The sequence below is a fragment of the Chryseobacterium sp. 14P4.3.2 genome (genome assembly GCF_057799275.1).
This window is the reverse complement of record NZ_JBYOKO010000008.1, coordinates 119,495-136,342: the sequence shown is the minus strand read 5'-3', so window position 1 is coordinate 136,342 and position 16,848 is coordinate 119,495. Positions and strand designations below refer to the sequence as shown.

At 37.3% G+C, this 16,848-nt stretch carries 17 protein-coding genes; 8 read left to right on the top strand and 9 right to left on the bottom strand.

What is annotated here, in order from left to right:
* Positions 1–38 precede the first annotated feature (38 nt).
* Positions 39–1,325 (top strand): alkaline phosphatase family protein, encoded by a 1,287-nt coding sequence (locus AC27VX_RS13645; RefSeq protein WP_488696115.1) that lies wholly within the window; start codon positions 39–41, stop codon positions 1,323–1,325.
* Positions 1,326–1,484: 159 nt separating this feature from the next.
* Here AC27VX_RS13645 and AC27VX_RS13640 read toward each other — a convergent pair whose 3' ends face one another.
* On the bottom strand, positions 1,485–2,363 hold the full coding sequence (locus AC27VX_RS13640; RefSeq protein WP_488696113.1) for an NAD(P)H-binding protein: 879 nt from the start codon (positions 2,361–2,363) through the stop codon (positions 1,485–1,487).
* A gap of 167 nt (positions 2,364–2,530) precedes the next feature.
* Between AC27VX_RS13640 and AC27VX_RS13635 the strand changes: the two genes are divergently transcribed.
* Positions 2,531–2,893 carry a winged helix-turn-helix transcriptional regulator gene (locus tag AC27VX_RS13635; protein ID WP_236856172.1) on the top strand — a complete coding sequence of 121 codons (363 nt, stop codon included), beginning with the start codon at positions 2,531–2,533 and terminating at the stop codon, positions 2,891–2,893.
* A gap of 131 nt (positions 2,894–3,024) precedes the next feature.
* Here AC27VX_RS13635 and AC27VX_RS13630 read toward each other — a convergent pair whose 3' ends face one another.
* Complete coding sequence (locus AC27VX_RS13630; RefSeq protein WP_488696111.1) at positions 3,025–4,077, bottom strand: NAD(P)-dependent alcohol dehydrogenase; 1,053 nt, start codon at positions 4,075–4,077, stop codon at positions 3,025–3,027.
* 31 nt (positions 4,078–4,108) lie between these two features.
* Positions 4,109–4,513 (bottom strand): cupin domain-containing protein, encoded by a 405-nt coding sequence (locus AC27VX_RS13625; protein ID WP_488696109.1) that lies wholly within the window; start codon positions 4,511–4,513, stop codon positions 4,109–4,111.
* A gap of 131 nt (positions 4,514–4,644) precedes the next feature.
* Between AC27VX_RS13625 and AC27VX_RS13620 the strand changes: the two genes are divergently transcribed.
* From AC27VX_RS13620 to AC27VX_RS13610, 3 genes are all read left to right on the top strand, one after another.
* Positions 4,645–5,547: a helix-turn-helix domain-containing protein gene (locus AC27VX_RS13620; protein ID WP_236856169.1), complete on the top strand. Its 903-nt coding sequence runs from the start codon at positions 4,645–4,647 to the stop codon at positions 5,545–5,547.
* Positions 5,548–5,771: 224 nt separating this feature from the next.
* Positions 5,772–7,109 carry a carboxylesterase family protein gene (locus AC27VX_RS13615; RefSeq protein WP_488696107.1) on the top strand — a complete coding sequence of 446 codons (1,338 nt, stop codon included), beginning with the start codon at positions 5,772–5,774 and terminating at the stop codon, positions 7,107–7,109.
* 285 nt (positions 7,110–7,394) lie between these two features.
* A complete protein-coding gene (locus AC27VX_RS13610) occupies positions 7,395–7,562 on the top strand; it encodes a hypothetical protein (protein ID WP_300688839.1) in 168 nt (55 codons plus the stop codon).
* Between the two features lie 97 nt (positions 7,563–7,659).
* Here AC27VX_RS13610 and AC27VX_RS13605 read toward each other — a convergent pair whose 3' ends face one another.
* The 6 genes from AC27VX_RS13605 to lpxK form a co-directional block, all read right to left on the bottom strand.
* Positions 7,660–9,132, bottom strand: coding sequence for an alpha-amylase (locus AC27VX_RS13605; protein WP_488696105.1), 1,473 nt, complete (start codon positions 9,130–9,132; stop codon positions 7,660–7,662).
* A 45-nt stretch (positions 9,133–9,177) separates the two neighbouring features.
* Positions 9,178–10,275: a DNA polymerase IV gene (gene dinB, locus AC27VX_RS13600; protein ID WP_488696103.1), complete on the bottom strand. Its 1,098-nt coding sequence runs from the start codon at positions 10,273–10,275 to the stop codon at positions 9,178–9,180.
* Positions 10,276–10,321: 46 nt separating this feature from the next.
* Positions 10,322–10,774 (bottom strand): GNAT family N-acetyltransferase, encoded by a 453-nt coding sequence (locus AC27VX_RS13595; protein WP_300688831.1) that lies wholly within the window; start codon positions 10,772–10,774, stop codon positions 10,322–10,324.
* A 20-nt stretch (positions 10,775–10,794) separates the two neighbouring features.
* A complete protein-coding gene (locus AC27VX_RS13590) occupies positions 10,795–11,310 on the bottom strand; it encodes a TlpA family protein disulfide reductase (RefSeq protein WP_488696101.1) in 516 nt (171 codons plus the stop codon).
* Positions 11,311–11,582: 272 nt separating this feature from the next.
* Positions 11,583–12,398, bottom strand: coding sequence for a purine-nucleoside phosphorylase (locus AC27VX_RS13585; protein ID WP_488696099.1), 816 nt, complete (start codon positions 12,396–12,398; stop codon positions 11,583–11,585).
* Complete coding sequence (lpxK, locus tag AC27VX_RS13580) at positions 12,382–13,407, bottom strand: tetraacyldisaccharide 4'-kinase (protein ID WP_236856161.1); 1,026 nt, start codon at positions 13,405–13,407, stop codon at positions 12,382–12,384. The genes AC27VX_RS13585 and lpxK overlap by 17 nt, the downstream gene beginning before the upstream one ends.
* A 110-nt stretch (positions 13,408–13,517) precedes the next feature.
* On the opposite strand from lpxK, the gene truA reads away from it, so the two are divergent.
* From truA to AC27VX_RS13565, 3 genes are all read left to right on the top strand, one after another.
* Positions 13,518–14,249: a tRNA pseudouridine(38-40) synthase TruA gene (gene truA, locus AC27VX_RS13575; RefSeq protein ID WP_488696097.1), complete on the top strand. Its 732-nt coding sequence runs from the start codon at positions 13,518–13,520 to the stop codon at positions 14,247–14,249.
* A 31-nt stretch (positions 14,250–14,280) separates the two neighbouring features.
* Positions 14,281–14,637 (top strand): hypothetical protein, encoded by a 357-nt coding sequence (locus AC27VX_RS13570; protein ID WP_236856159.1) that lies wholly within the window; start codon positions 14,281–14,283, stop codon positions 14,635–14,637.
* A 421-nt stretch (positions 14,638–15,058) separates the two neighbouring features.
* Positions 15,059–16,816: an ABC transporter ATP-binding protein gene (locus AC27VX_RS13565; protein WP_236856158.1), complete on the top strand. Its 1,758-nt coding sequence runs from the start codon at positions 15,059–15,061 to the stop codon at positions 16,814–16,816.
* Positions 16,817–16,848 lie beyond the last annotated feature (32 nt).

The following is a 16,848-nucleotide window of genomic DNA, read 5'->3' as shown; positions in this document are numbered from 1 at the left end:
AGAAGTATAGAATGTAACTTTGCGGAAAATTTTAGACAATGAAGCGAGGAATACACCTTTTACTGCTGCTTATTTCCTTTACGGTTTTTGCACAACAGGTCAATATTGATACAGCTCAGGTAGTTGTACCGGGCCGCCAAAACAGTACAGAAGCACAGTCGAAACCTTACGTTATTATGATTTCCACGGATGGGTTCCGTTATGACTATGCAAAGAAGTACAATGCGGACAATCTTTTGAAGCTCTCCAATAGCGGAGTACAGGCAAAAGCAATGATTCCAAGTTATCCAAGTATCACATTTCCTAACCACTGGAGCCTGATCACTGGACTTTATCCTTCCCACCATGGCCTGATTGATAATTTCTTTTATGACTATAAAAGGAAAGAAACTTATGCAATGAGTAACAAGAAAAATGCAGAAGACGGAAGCTGGTATGGAGGAATTCCTCTTTGGGGACTGGCAGAAGGGCAAGGAATGGTATCTGCTTCTCTGATGTGGGTAGGTTCAGCGAGTGATGCCGGAGGAATAAGACCAACATACTATTATCCTTATCATGAAAAGTTCACCCCTTCCGAAAAAATAGAAAAAGTAGTAAACTGGCTGAAGTTACCTGAAGATAAAAGGCCGCACTTTATTTCATTATATTTTCCCGAAGTAGATGGAAGCGGACACCATTACGGACCGGATACAAAAGAAACCGAAAACGCTGTCCATCTTATTGATCAGGCAATCGGTGACCTGGTACAAAAAGTAAACGGATTGGGATTAAAAGATGTTAACTTCGTTTTTGTTTCAGATCACGGAATGATTAAAGTAGATGGTGGAACTCCATTGGAAATTCCGGCCCTTCTTTTTGATAAAAACAGATTTGACTTTTACAATTCACAGACCCTTTTAAGAGTTTATGTTAAAAATCCGGATGAGGTAAAATCTGTTTATAAACAACTGAAAGGAAGTAAAACAGATGACTACGAAGTTTATTTGGATAAAAAACTGCCGAAATATCTGCATTTTGCAACAAAAGATGATAAGTATGACAGAATAGGGCAGATCCTTCTGATGCCTAAAGCACCGAAAATATTTTTAGAAAAAGGAAAGAAAACCTCAGTAGGAAAACATGGTTATAATCCAAGAGTTGTTCCGGAAATGAAAGCAACATTCTATGCATGGGGACCCGAATTAAAAAATAATATGGTAATTGACGAATTTGCAAACATCAATGTCTATCCTTTGGTGGCTGAAGTTTTAGGATTGAAAATTGATCAGCCTATTGATGGAAAGCTGAAAGTACTGAAAGGGATATTGAAAGAAAAGAAACAATGATAGATTAAGGCTAAAGAAAAAGAATTAGCTTTTTAGTATCAGACAATAAAATGAAAAGAGATTGAATTAAATATTCAATCTCTTTTTTTACACTTATTTTTTTTAATACAGCAAGAAATTCTTGTATTCGTGGCAAAAATGCCTTTGTTTAAAATTTAATTAAAATTTCCCTGCAAATTCCTTGGCGAAATCTTCCAGCTTGATAGTTCCGGTAACAGGCGATCCATGTTCAATGAAATCTTTCTGTACTATTCCCGTTCTTATTCCCAGTCCCATTTCAACATACAACTCTGCAATATCCTTTGGCAAACCTGCCTGCAGCATACCATTTAATGCATCTTCATCAGAGAATGCAACCCACGGAAGCTCTGGCTTTCCTACCGAAGCTCCTAACACTTTTGCAAAATCAGAAGCTTTGCGGACATCACCCACAATATATCGGATACTGTTGCCATTTTCATTTTTTACCAGTTCTTCCGCAGCTGCCCTTGCTATGTCATTAGGATGCACTACGGGAATTTCTGCATTTTCAGGGTAGTTACCGCCTATGATTCCTGCATTTTGTATCAATGGAATATCATTGAAAAAATTATTATAAAAATACCCTGCTCTCAAAAATGTAAAGGAAGTATTCTCTACCTCACGGTATAAATTTTCAATATGGTGAAGTCCTTTGATAGGTCCGTTTTCGATAGGAGATGCTGCTCCTATACTGCTTAGCATTACCGCTTTTTTTACATTGGCTTTCTTTAATGCTTCAGCATAATTCTTTCCTGCATTTGTAGTGTTTTCAACAATATTGGTTTGACTGATGGTAGGAGGGGTCATTACAAAAACGGCATCTGCGTTCTCAAAGGTTTTTGTTAAGAAATCCACATCAGTTATAGACCCTATTGCGGCCACGGCTCCTAACGATTCAATATCCTGTTTTCTGGCCTCGTTGCTGCTTACTACTGTAAGATTATGCCCTGAAGCAATGAGTTGTTGTGTTAAAGGTTTAGCTACATTTCCTAGCGATCCGGTGATTACAATTTTCATACGTGAATTTTTTATTGTTTTTGAATGGTTATATGTAATCGCTTGGTATCAAGATTTTTAAATTGATTCTGGAACAGCGATTTCATAATAAATATTTTTTTATTTCCGAGAACAAAGTTATATTTGTACTTACTTTTATACAAGTACTTACCCTAAAGTATGTAACTATGACAGCCATTAAAGAAAGTTCTACCATCCAGCAAAACAAAAAATATGCATTGGACAAGTGCCCCGTTACCTATGTAATGTCAAAGATTGGCGGCTATTGGAAGCCGATCATTCTTTATCAATTGTCAGACGCGGGAAAAAGATACAGTGAATTGAAGCGGGCTATCCCTGCTGTTACTGAAAAAGTTCTTATTCAGCATCTGAAACAATTGGAAGCGGACGGATTAGTTATAAGAACTGCCAAACCTGTAATTCCGCCTCATGTTACTTATGAACTCAGTAAAGCCGGGAAAGGATTAATTCCTGTGATTGCATCTCTCGCAGATTGGGCATTTCAGGATATGGATGGAAAGTATAAATAAGGTGTACAATGGTTCTGTTCATATTGCGAAAAATCAATAAGAATGGGCTTTAGCCAAGATCTGAAAATAGATCAACAAAAAAGACTCTCCACAGAGGAAGAGTCTTAATGTTGAAATATACTGTTTAGATATTACAGAGATTGCATATCAATTACGAAACGATATCTCACGTCACTTTTCAGCATTCTTTCATACGCTTCATTAATATCCTGCATTTTGATCATTTCAATTTCCGAAACAATATTGTGCTCTCCACAGAAATTCAGCATTTCCTGAGTTTCAGCAATACCACCGATTACAGAACCGGCTACTGACTTTCTTCCCATGATCATAGGAACAGTATTCAGAATAGGCTCTAAACCTCCTAAATAGCCTACAAGAACATGAGTTCCGTTAATAGTTAAAGTGGAAACGTACGGATTGACATCGTGTACATAAGGAACTGTATCAATGATCACATCAAATTTCCCTTTTACAGATTCCATTTGTGCATCATCCGTTGAAATCACTACGTGATCTGCCCCTAATTGTTTAGCATCCTCTGTCTTTCCGGGAGTTCTTGAAAATAAAGTCACTTCAGCACCCAGTCCTTTGGCAAGTTTAATTGCCATGTGCCCCAGACCTCCCAGTCCTACAACAGCTACTTTTGATCCCGGACCTACATTCCAGTGTCTTAAAGGTGACCATGTTGTAATTCCTGCACAAAGAAGAGGGGCTACAGCTGCAAGATCAAGATTTTCAGGAATTTTTAATACATGGTTGGAATCTACCACTACTTTCTGAGAATATCCACCGAAAGTATGACCTCCCAGGTGCTTATCTTTCCCGTTATACGTTCCGGTAAATCCATTCAGGCAGTATTGTTCCAGATCCTGCTGGCAGCTTTCGCAATGTCCGCATGAATCCACGATGCATCCTACTCCTGCAAGATCTCCTACTTTAAATTTAGAAACTTCGTTGCCTACCTTCGTGATTCTTCCTACGATCTCATGTCCCGGAACAGCGGGGTAGACCGTTCCGCCCCAGTCGTTTCTTGCAGTATGAAGGTCAGAGTGGCATACTCCGCAATATAGAATTTCAATTTCTACATCTTTAGCCGTTGTTTCCCTTCTTTGGATGTTCATTTCTTTCAGATCCGCCGTAGTGGATTCTGCGCCGTAAGCTTTTACAGTAAATGTGCTCATTTTTTTAGTTTAAGTTTTTAGTAAGTGTATGTTATAAGTTGTTATATTGCTCGTCCGTTACCGGTTCCAGCCATTCTACAATACCTTTTTGGGTATTGGGATTGATGGCAATGTGAGTAAACTCACTTTCAGGAGCAGCGCCATGCCAGTGGATGACATTCGGAAGAATATTTACAATGTCTCCCGGATGTAAAACCTGCGTAGGTTTCCCTTTCTCCTGATAAAATCCTGTTCCTGAAGTTACGATTAAAATCTGTCCGCCGCTGTGAGAATGCCAGTTATTTCTGCATCCCGGTTCAAAAATGACATTTCCGATCTGGCAGTTCAGTTCGTTTTCATTGGGCTTCAGAATATGAACCCACGCTGTTCCTCCGGAAAAATACTCGGAGGGGGCTTTTTCTCCTTTCGGAAAAATGTTTGAATTAAAAGTTTCCATAACGGTACAAAATTCGAAACTTTCAGATAAACCGAACTTATACAGATTACCGAATTACTTACCAATTTTACAGACACAATTTCAGTTCCCTGAGAAAGTAGTAATTTTGATTAAGAATTAAAATTCATTCAATGGAAAATCAGGAGGTTGAAATCTATAATAGCGTTTCGGAATACAATAAAATGGCCAATCATGAAACCCTGCATCCGCTGGTAAGTGTCATAGATTTTTCCAAATCTGATCCTATCTGCCAGTATAAAAGGAAATTTGGATTTTATACTGTTTTTCTGAAGGATGTGATGTGTGGAGACATGCTGTATGGAAAAAACAGCTACGATTATCAGGAAGGAACATTGGTTTTCATTGCTCCCGGACAAACGTACGGAATTTACAACAGAGATAAATACATTCAGCCCGGAGGGTTCGCTTTAATTTTCCACCCAGATTTAATAAAGGGAACCAACTTAGGGAAACATATAAAAGAGTATTCATTCTTTTCTTATGATGTACATGAAGCTTTACATCTCTCTGAAAAAGAAAGGGAAATCATTCTGGAATGTTTTAAAAATATTAAACTTGAACTGGAGCAGGCAATTGATAAACACAGCAAATCTTTAATTGTTAATAATATTGAACTGTTTTTAAATTACTGCATGCGTTTTTATGACCGCCAGTTTATTACAAGAGATCACATCAATCAGGGGGTGATTGGTAAGTTTGAAAACCTTGTGGATGACTATTTAAAATCTGAGAATCCTAAAAATATAGGTTTTCCGATGGTCAATTATTTTGCAGAAAAGCTGAACCTGTCTGCCAACTATTTTGGAGACCTGATAAAAAAAGAACTGGGAATATCTCCGCAGGAGCTGATCCACAATAAATTAATTGATGTAGCCAAAGAACAGATCATGGATCAGGGGAAATCAATCAGTGAAATTTCCTATGACCTGGGCTTCAAATACCCACAGCATTTCACCAGACTGTTCAAAACCAAAGTAGGCATTTCTCCCAGTGAGTATAAAATGCTGAACTGATTATATGAATCAAAGTAAAAAATGATAATGCATTCGTAGCCAAAACAAAAGATATCGTATTCTTTGCCAGCTCCGGATGCACGATTTTTATCAATAATATGCTACTCATTACTGAAGAATGGTGTACAAATTTGTGATATCTGTGTTTAAAAAAATCAATCATGTAAGTTTTTTATTTTCAAAAAACAGAGTTATCTTTAATATATAATTTTTGCAGTTTTACAATGAAATCGCAGCAGAAAGAAACCTGTATTTTTGAAACCAGATTCGGCAGAATCACAGCATTAAAAGAAAATGGGGTTATTAAAGCCAAAAGTATCCGTTATGCACATTCTAAACGATACCAAAAACCTGTTCAGGCAGAACCTTCACTTACAGATATTATTTCACCAGATAAAACTCCCGTTTGCCCGCAGAAGCTAAGCCCTCTGGTGGAAAAGATGATAGGTGTTACCCATGTAGAAGAGTTTGAAGCTGATGAATCTACCCAATATCTTTCCATAACCTGTCCTGACAATAGAGCTGAGAACGAAAAACTCCCTGTCGTGGTGTGGATTCACGGGGGATCGCATGAAATAGGATGTGGCGATTTATCAACGGCTGATCCTGCAGAATGGGTAAAAGAACAGCATATCATTGTAGTTACAGTTTCGTATCGTCTGGGAATTTTCGGTTTTTTAGGAGGTAATGAAAAAAGGCCGCCCAATCTTGGCTTGTTTGATATCATTGAAGCATTGAAATGGATCAAACTATATATATCTGATTTTGGAGGAGATAGTGATAATATTACCCTTCTCGGACAGTCTTCCGGTGGTGATGCCATTGCTCATCTGATGATTTCTGAAGGAGTAGAAGGATTGTTTCAGCGGGTGATTATTCAGAGTGCTCCTTTGGGATTGCGCCATAAGAGACAGAAAATGTCAGAAGAGTTTCTGAAGAAAACAGAATTCCTGAAAGATGAGGTGGATGCTCTGAAGATGATGGATGACTATGGACGGTTTGTTCCATCTGTGATAAAATATGGTTTGAAAGCAGCAATGCCTTTTGGAACCCAATACGGATTCCCTCCTTTGTGCAAAGAACAGGAGTCCATAGAAAAGTGGAGAGAAAATGCAAAAAAATATGACGTTCTTATTGGGCTGAATAATGATGAAACTGCCTTTTATCTCAAGACTTCCGAGGCTTTAAATAAATATTTTGGAAAAGGAATAGGAAGGATAATTTTAGATAAAACTGTTGAGAAATCTACAACATTAATTTATGGGGATCCAGCGAAGAAATTTGCGGAAAATCACGCAGAAGGAGGAGGAAATGTATATTTGTTCAGAATTTATTCAAAATTGAATAATAACCACATAGGCGCACCGCACTGTATTGATCTTCCATTGATTTTCGGTAATGAATCTGCATGGAAAACTTCTGAAATGCTGAGAGACATTCCCTGGAACCGTATTCATGAGAATGGTGAAAGACTAAGGGGACTCTGGGCTGAGTTTGCCCGGACTGGAAAAATATCAGACGAATCTGAAAGACCGGAAATTCTTGAAATCAGAAAAATATAAATGTCCTTTAATCACAAAAGTTATTTTTGAGTGTGATGGTTAATATAAAAAATGCACTTAAGTTTTTTTGAACATCTCCATTTTTACGAATATTGCAGCTGAAGAGGAAATCATTCTGCTCCTAAGGAATCGTATCAAATCAAATATTTGACTGGTAATTATTCATACGTTTTTACTATTTAAATAGTCAATAAATCATTTATATTTAAATTTTGACGTTAAATATGTATTCATAATTATCGTTTTTAATGTAAATTTAATAACTAAACCATAAAAATAATTAATATGAAAACAACCAAAAATCAAAACGTACGAAAGCTAAATCGTCAGGAGCTTAAAAGTTTAAAAGCCGGAGATATTAACAAAGGTAAAGTATGCTGTGTTTCCAATGAAAGTGGTGAATGCTGCGAATGGGCTAAAGATATCTGGTATTGCCAATACATTTATTGCTAAATATCTTTAACTTTAGTTAATAAGAATAAGGTATATATGACCAGGAAAATATCTTCAGTCGTATATACCTTTGTTTTAAAGAATTTTTTATTCAAGATTATTCAGGAATCCAGACGCTCACATTTCCGGCCGGTACAGGGAAATCTCCCCAGCCATTTTCATCAATCACTACCTTTTCCTTACATCTTTTCAATAGATCTTTGCATGTTTTTCCGGCATATCGTTTTCCTAGTTCCATAGGTTTATGGTAGGCATCTTTATTACTGAGTACCACAGCGCATCCTGTATGTTCATCATCTCCCTCACGAATCCATCCCAGGCAATTGGCGTCTTCAAAATAATCCCGTTGTTCGCCGTAAGCGTATTCTTTTCTTGCTTTCAGAAGCTCTTCAATACCATCTACTTTGGGCATGAATATTTCCTGATCATTACCTTCCCGGTCTTTGTCAACATAATGAGCCCCATAAAGATCAGGGTAAAAAATACATGGATAACCATCTTTACGCAGTAAAATCAAGGCATAAGCTATAGATTTGAACCAGGGCTCAACAGGCGCTTCAAGATCCTGAAGAGGCTGGGTGTCATGATTGGCAACAAGGCTCACAGAATGCATAGGATCTGCCTGGGTAAGGGTTTCGTCAAAAATTTTTCTGAGATCATAAGACCCTCCTTCTTTGGAGGCTGTATGAAAATTATTCTGCAAAGAACTGTCAAAAAGGCTCATACAACCCTCTGTTACCTCAATATATTTCTGAAGCAGATGAAGATATCCGGGAGCCCAGTATTCTCCCACTGCAAAAATATTTTTACCCGAATTGGAGCGGAGCAGGGTAATCCATTCCTTATAAAAACTAAAAGAAATATGCTTTAAAGCGTCCAGCCTTACCCCGTCAAAATCGGTTTGGTCAAAATACCATTTCGCCCAGTCATTTAGCTCTTCCCGTACAAAAGGATTTCGGTGTTCGATGTCATTATACATCAGGTAGTCGTAATTACCCTTTTCATCATCTATCATTTCTTCCCAGTCATTGCCGTATTCAGACTGAATCTTAAAGATGTGGGAATCCATTCCTTCCGCATAATCTACACCACTGAAGCAGGTAAAGTTCCATTCAAAATCAGAATATTTTTTTCCTCGTCCGGGAAAGGTGAATTTTGTGTAAGACTCTATTTCAATAACATCAGAAATTATTTTATCCCTGTTATTCTCATCTACTTTGACGGCTTTGAACTTTTCCAGCTCATCACCACCTGCTTTATGACCCAATACAATATCTGCAATGATTTCTATATTTTGCTTTTTTAAAGCTTTGATTGCTTTTATATAATCATTTTTGGTACCGTATTTTGTGGGAATCGTTCCTTTCTGATCAAATTCTCCCAGATCGTAGAGGTCATAGGCGTCATATCCTGTAGAATAACCGCCATTTGTCCCTTTGTAAGCGGGAGGGAACCATACAGATGTGATTCCTAGTTTTGATAAATATTCAGCCTGTTTCTCAGCTTCTTTCCACAGCTTTCCGTCGCCTTCAGAATACCAGTGGAAAAACTGAATCATTGTAAGGTTCATAAATTTGTTTTATTTGGTACCTACAAGGTAGCAAAAAAATATGACCTATTGGTTTTCAAATTCTTCAAACGGGATTTTTAGTTGAACAGAAATCTGTTTTTTTTCCTCTGTATTAAGGTGAGACAGAGATAATCCCAGCAAACGGACTGCTTTATCATATGGACGAAGTTCCCATAGTTTTTTTCCGGTATTGAAATATTGTTCCGGAGTATTGAAATATTCTTCTCTTGTAAGACTTCGGGTGAAAAGGGAGAAATCTTTGTATTTAATTTTTAAAGTTAAAGTTCTTCCCAGAATATTGTTTTTCTGCAGCCGCTGATGGAGCTCCTCACTCAGGCTTTCCAGCTTTTCATTAATCTGCTGTTCATCAAAAAGGTCTTCAAAAAATGTACGTTCTACAGCCACACTTTTCTGGATCCGATGAGGTTTCACTTCAGAAGTATGGATACCTCGTACCACATTATAATAGTGATTACCGGATTTTCCGAAAAGCTTCACCAGTTCTTCCACTGACCTTTTCTTTAAATCTTTTCCTTTATAAATTCCTAAACTGAACATTTTGTTAGCCGTTACCTTTCCGACACCATAAAATTTTTCTACAGGTAACTCTTCCAGAAAGCTTTCCACTTTATCCGGATGAATGGTTTTCTGTCCGTTGGGTTTATTGATATCAGAAGCTACTTTAGCTAAAAATTTATTAACAGATATTCCTGCAGAAGCAGTTAGTCCGGTTTCCTCAAATATTTTTTTGCGAATCTCCCTGGCGATCAGATTGGCAGACTCCATTCCTTTTTTATTTTCCGTGACATCCAGATAAGCTTCGTCCAGAGAAAGCGGTTCTACCAGATCAGTATATTCATAGAATATGTCCCGTATTTTTTTTGAAATTTCTTTATATCGGGCAAATCGTGGAGGGACAAATATTAGATGAGGGCATTTTTCTTTTGCTGTTTTGCTGGGCATTGCAGATCGAACTCCATATTTTCTGGCTTCATAGCTGGCTGCAGCAACGACTCCCCGGTGCTGGCCGCCAACAGCAATAGGCTTTCCCTTAAGGACTGGATTATCATGCTGTTCCACAGAAGCATAAAAAGCATCCATATCTACGTGAATAATCTTACGAAGTGGCAACAAAAAATCCATATCACAAAGATATGGATTCCTTTATTTACGATAAATTTTTTCCTTATTATTTCAATCTCATAGTAAGAAGTAAGGGTTCAAAACCAGCTTTTTCATATGCTTTTATAGCAGATTCGTTTTGGGCATAAACATCAAGCCTAACTTCTGAAATCCCTTTCGATTTTGACCAGCCGACTAGTTCATCAGTGATTACTTTATTGATACCTTTGCCTCTGTATTCAGGTTTTACATACATAAAGCCCAGATAAGCATAGTTTTCAAAATTGTTATAATCCTTTTCAGGCTTTTTAATCAGAGCATAACCGGAACCTACAATTTCGTTATCCTCCTCTGCAACAATCAAAATAGCATCTGGAGACTTAATAAATTCGCTCAGGTCATAATAATGAATCTCTCCGTCCTTAAGGGTACTGTTAAAAGGTCTCTCTGCAGTAACTATTCCCTGCTCAAATGTTAACAGAATCTCCAAATCCTTTTCTGTGGCTTCTCTTATGATCATGGTGTAAAATAAATGTATAATTATTTCAAAAGGTTGTCTATAGTCTGTTGGATTTCAGGATCTTCAGGGGAGATCGCATAATATTTGGCAATGGAAGATTTTTGATCGATAATCATATATCTTGGAATCCAGTTCAGATCTACATAATTATTAAAATCATTTTTCCAGCCTGAAGCAAACCAATAGTTCTCCTTATCCTTCATGTTGAATCTTGCAAGGCTTTTATCAAAACCTTCTTTTGATCTTTCCAGCGAAAGAAACACAAAATCTATATTCGGGTTATTTTTTTCTAATATCTCAGCTTTTGGGAATGCCTGAAGACAGTCTCTGCACCATCCGGCCCAAAAATCGATTAACAAAACTTTTCCTTTATGCTGATCAAGGACCTGCTGGATAGTGATTGCCTTTCCGTTTTCATCTTCAAGTTTCTGTTTTAGAGCTTCTTTGGAAAAACTGGTTTTAAGAACGGCAGGTACTTTCTGTGAATAGCTTATTCCAAAAATACCTATCATAAAAATTAATAACAACTTTCTCATTTCGTACAATTTCATTTGTACAAATCTAAACAATGAATCGGAATTGGAGAGGAAGAAAATGAATCAATTGAAAAATTCTATGGGTTTTGTAATTCTTGAGAATATCTAAATCACCCGTCAAAAATTTTTGAATTTTTGCCACCTCCAAAGGATGGGAATTCTCAGTTGGTTAGCTCAAAAGTCTTTGAAATGAGAAGTTTTCAGAAGTTCTTTTGATGTCAATGTTAAGATTTACAATGTCTTAGGTATTCTGTTTTTGTAGAGAATAAAGGTTATTGATAATTTTTAATCAGACCTTTTACAACAGTAATTACATTGGGCATTGCTTTATTGGCAGCGTTTAAAACTTCTTCGTGAGAAACAGCAAAAGCAATATCAGGTCCACCAAGATCTGTAATAACAGACATGCAGAATACCTCCATTCCCATATGTTTGGCGACAATAACTTCGGGAACGGTGCTCATTCCTACCATATCTCCACCAATAGCTTTGATCATACCATATTCAGCCGGAGTTTCAAAAGTTGGACCCTGAAGGGCAACATATACCCCCTGATGGATTTTAATATTGTTGTCTGAAGCAACCTGTTCAGCGGCACTGATCATTTTCTTGTTGTAAGGTTCACTCATATCCACAAAACGTGGTCCAAGTTCATCAATATTTTTTCCACGAAGCGGATGTTCCGGCATCATGTTGATGTGATCCTTTACGATTACAATATCAGCAACACTGTAGGCCTGGTTTACTCCACCGCAGGCGTTGGAAAGGATAAGATTCTTAATTCCAAGTAAATGAAAAACTCTGACAGGAAAAGTGACCGTTTCCATTGTGTGGCCTTCATAATAATGAAAACGCCCACTCATCATCAGCACTTTTTTACCTTCCAGTAGTCCATAGATCAATTTTCCGGTATGTCCTGCAACAGTAGTCTGTGGAAAATGAGGGATGTCTTTGTACTCTAAAACATGGATCGGCTCTACCTCATTCTGCAATTTTCCCAGTCCGGATCCTAAAACGACAGCAAAATCAGGAGTTTCCTGAATAATTTTTTCTATAAAATCAGCGGTCTCTTTAATTTTTTTTAACATAGTCTAAGATGATTTGATTGAATTCTTCTTTTTTATCAATGACAACATTGATAGGCCAGTAGTAAACAATTTCTCTAAGATAGTCAAAAGTTTTCAGACGTACATAATCTTTCTCTGTGGTTAATATCAGTTTATATTCCCCTAATTTTTTATACTCGGCAAGGATTTTTTTAATATCCTCATCCGTGAAATTATGATGATCCCTGAATTTTAAATGCTTAACCCTTTGCGAGAATTTTGCCAGATGTTCCAGAAGAGGTTTAGGATTGGCAATTCCTGTGATCAGCAGAATATCATAATAATTCAGGTTGTTATCTGGAAGTATTTTATCCTTTCCGTATACATTTTCGTCATAGCCAATGGATGAAAAGAATACTTTCTGGCCATAGGCAGGTCGTATTCTGGAGATATAATACCTTTTGGTTTCTTCCGTCAGTTCATCAGGACATTTGCTGACCATGATGATGTCTGCTCTCTTGTATCCAGCTCTGGATTCTCTCAGATCGCCGGCAGGAAGAATATAATCCTTGAAAAAAGGATCATTAAAATCCGTCATCAAAATATTGAAACCGGCTTTGATCGCTCTGTGCTGAAAGGCATCATCCAATACCAGAACCCCAAGATCCATGTCTTCAATCACTTTTTTGGCACCAGGTACACGTTCTTCAGAAACGGCAATGACAAAACGGTTTTTGAAACGTTCAAAAAGCTGCATCGCTTCATCACCCACTATTTTGTAGTTGCTGTCATAATTAGTGACTTCATACCCTTTGGTGAGCCTTCCGTATCCCCGGGATAAAACTCCGGTTCTGTAATGTTTGGATAGAAACTGAGCAAGATACATCACCATGGGTGACTTTCCGCTTCCGCCCACAGAAAGGTTTCCGACATTGATTATCGGTGTTTTGAATTTTGTCGACTTAAAAATTCCCAGATCATACATTGTGTTCCGGAAACCCGTTACCATATGATAACCGAGGGAAAAAGGATAAAGGTACCATCTTTTCATACGATTGCAAAAATAGGAATTTTCAGAAGCATTTTAGGCAACATTCGCAAAGACTTTTCAATAAATATTTCGTTAAATTACAGTATTTTTGTGGAGTTATTACTATACAATTGAGATACTTTATTGAATTTTCTTACAACGGGAAGAATTATTTCGGCTATCAGATACAGCCGGATGCTATTTCTGTACAGGAAGAGCTGGAAAAAGCTCTTTCTACCATTTTGCGGGAAGACATTAAAACAACCGGTGCCGGAAGAACAGATACCGGCGTTCACGCAAAAAAAATATTTGCCCATTTTGATACAGAAAAAGAGCTTGATGTTCAGCTGCCACGAAGACTGAACAGCTTTCTGCCGCCAGATATTTCTATTGAAAGAATTTTTCCGGTGAAAGATGATTTTCATGCTCGTTTTGATGCTACTTACAGAACGTACGAATATTATATTTCACTGGCTAAGAATCCATTCACACAGGAGTCTGCCTGGCAGCACTGGAAAAGACCTCTGGATATTGAAAAAATGAATGAAGCCTGTGAAATTCTGTTTGAATATGAGGATTTTACCAGCTTTGCGAAATTAAAAACAGACAATAAAACCAATATCTGCAAAATATACAAGGCGGAATGGGAGCAGAACGGAACGGAGCTGAAGTTCACTGTTTCTGCCAACCGTTTTCTCAGAAACATGGTTCGTGCCATTGTAGGAACAATGGTAGAAATAGGAACCGGTAAACTGAAGCCGGAAGATTTACGTAAAGTGATTGAAGATAAGAACCGTAACGCTGCAGGAACCTCAGCTCCGGGGCATGGTCTGTATCTGGTAGATGTAGGATATGAATTTTAAAACAGAACTAAAAAACTAAATCATAATAACTATGTTATCAATTTTTATTCTTATCGGTGCATACCGGTATTATGCACAATTAGCTGAAAGATTTGGAAAAACAAAATGGCAGCTGGGAATACTGGCTATAGGAATTTATCTAGGAACTCAAATTATTTTAATATTCAGCTATTGTTTTTACGTAGGTTCAACAGATCCGGAGTCCTTAAATAATTTAAATTATACAGGGTTTTCCGGAGTTAATCTTGTGAACTGGCTTATTTCTATTGTAGTTGTTTTGGGAGTTTATCAGCTTCTTGAGAAGAAATATAAAAAAGAAAAGTTACAGAAGCCGTCTATTGAAATCGAGCAGATAGGTACAATTTCGGGAGATGAGCAGAGGCTTTAGCAGGTAGAGAGAAGTCGTTTGATTACAAACGGCTTCAAAATAACTCACCTGAGCCTTCCGGTGATTCTCCTCAATTTGCAGGAGACTACCGGAGTTCCCCGATCATTACAAACAGCCTTGTAACAACTTACCGGGACTTCCCGATAGTTTGTTTCACCCCATCGGGAAAGCCGGAAGGGTTGAAACAGGGGTGTTTTTCAATAATTACAGAATTGGCGGGTAAGAAAACCCTGCTTAATGAGTCTCCTTATCTCTTAATGATCCGGAAAGCAGGATCTAAGCAGTGAAAGGATATTCATTCTGTAAATAACCGCTATCAGAAATTTTCTATTGCGATTTATAAAAGTTCTAAAGGCTGTACGGTTAGAAAGTCTTATTTTTGCATAGAATTTTATTTTAATTCTTTTCTTCTATTCGTACAATGAAAAAACAAGATACCTGGGAAATTATAAAAAGGCTGTTCTTTATCGGAATGAAGTTCCGTTCTTGGTTCATTCTTACCCTGATAATTTCCATTATACTTTCTATTGTTTCTACCTACAGACCTTACCTGACGATGCAGGTGGTGGATAATGATATTACAAAACTTCAGGATAAAGCTTTAATGATGAAGCATATTTATATCCTGGTAGGGTTGGTATTTGCAGAAACTGTTCTTAACTTTTTTCTGGTTTATTTTTCCAACTTTATTTCGCAGAACGTTATCCGTGATATCAGAGAAAGGTTATACGCAAAACTGATTTATTTTAGAACTTCATTTTTTGATAAAACGCCGATCGGTCAGCTGGTTACCCGTGCTGTAGGTGATGTGGAGACTATTGCTACCGTTTACACAGACGGATTCCTGATGGTTTTCGGAGATATTCTCAGAATTGTTTTTGTATTGATCATGATGTTCAGTACCAATGTACATTTAAGCTACATTACCCTGGCAATCCTTCCTTTAATGGTTGTGATCACAAGATTTTTCCAGAAAAGGCTGAAAAAAGCTTTTGGAGATGAAAGAACATGGACTGCCAATCAGAATTCATTTGTACAGGAAAGACTGGCCGGAATGTCTATTATTCAGGTTTTCAACAGACAGGAAGCAGAATTTAAAAGATTTGATGATATTAATATAACGCTGAAAAGTGCATTATTGAGAACCGTTTTTATTTTCTCATTATTCTTTCCGGTTGTAGAACTTATTTCTTCACTGTTTATCGGGTTTATTCTTTTTTATGGAGGATATATCACGATCAGTGCCGGAGTGGTGATTGCTTTTATTCAGTATATTTCAATGCTGATCCGTCCTTTAAGGCAGATCGCAGACCGTTTCAATAATATCCAGAGAGGTATTGTGGGAGCAGAAAGAGTATTGGGAGTAATGGATGAAGATAACTCAATGTCCAATACCGGTACGGTAAAAAAAGATCACTTTGCTGGTAAAATAGAATTTCAGAAAGTACATTTTGCTTATGATGAAAAGCAGGAAGTATTGAAGGGACTGGATTTTAAAGTAAACCCTGGGGAGACTGTTGCTATTGTGGGGGCAACAGGAGCTGGGAAATCTACGATTATCAGTCTGATTACAAGACTTTATGATATCAATTCCGGAAATATTCTCATTGATGATGTGAATTTAAAAGATTATGAACTTTATAATCTGAGAAGTCATATCGGGGTTGTATTACAGGATGTTTTCCTTTTCCATGGAAGTATTTTTGAAAACCTTGCCTTTGGGGATGACAGCATCACACTGGATAAAATAAAAGCGGGTGCGAGAGAGATTGAAGTGGATCAGTTTATTGAGCAGCTTCCCGGCGGATATGATTATGTAGTAAGTGAAAGAGGATCTTCAATTTCCTTAGGACAGAGACAGCTGCTGTCTTTCCTTAGAGCGTACCTGTCTGATCCTAAAATTTTAATTTTAGATGAGGCAACATCTTCAATTGACCATGAAAGCGAAAAACTAATTCAGAAAGCTACAGAAAAAATTACGAAAAACAGAACATCCATTATTATAGCACACCGACTTTCTACTATTGAAAAAGCAGATAAGATCATTGTGATGGAACACGGTAAAATTGTAGAAGAAGGAACCCACCTTGATCTTCTTGATAAGGATGGATACTATGCTACTCTTTACAAAGCCCAGCTGCGTAACGAAGTAGAAATTGAAGAAGAAAAAGAATCATAACCTATATTGAACTTTTACAATCTATTTTAGGT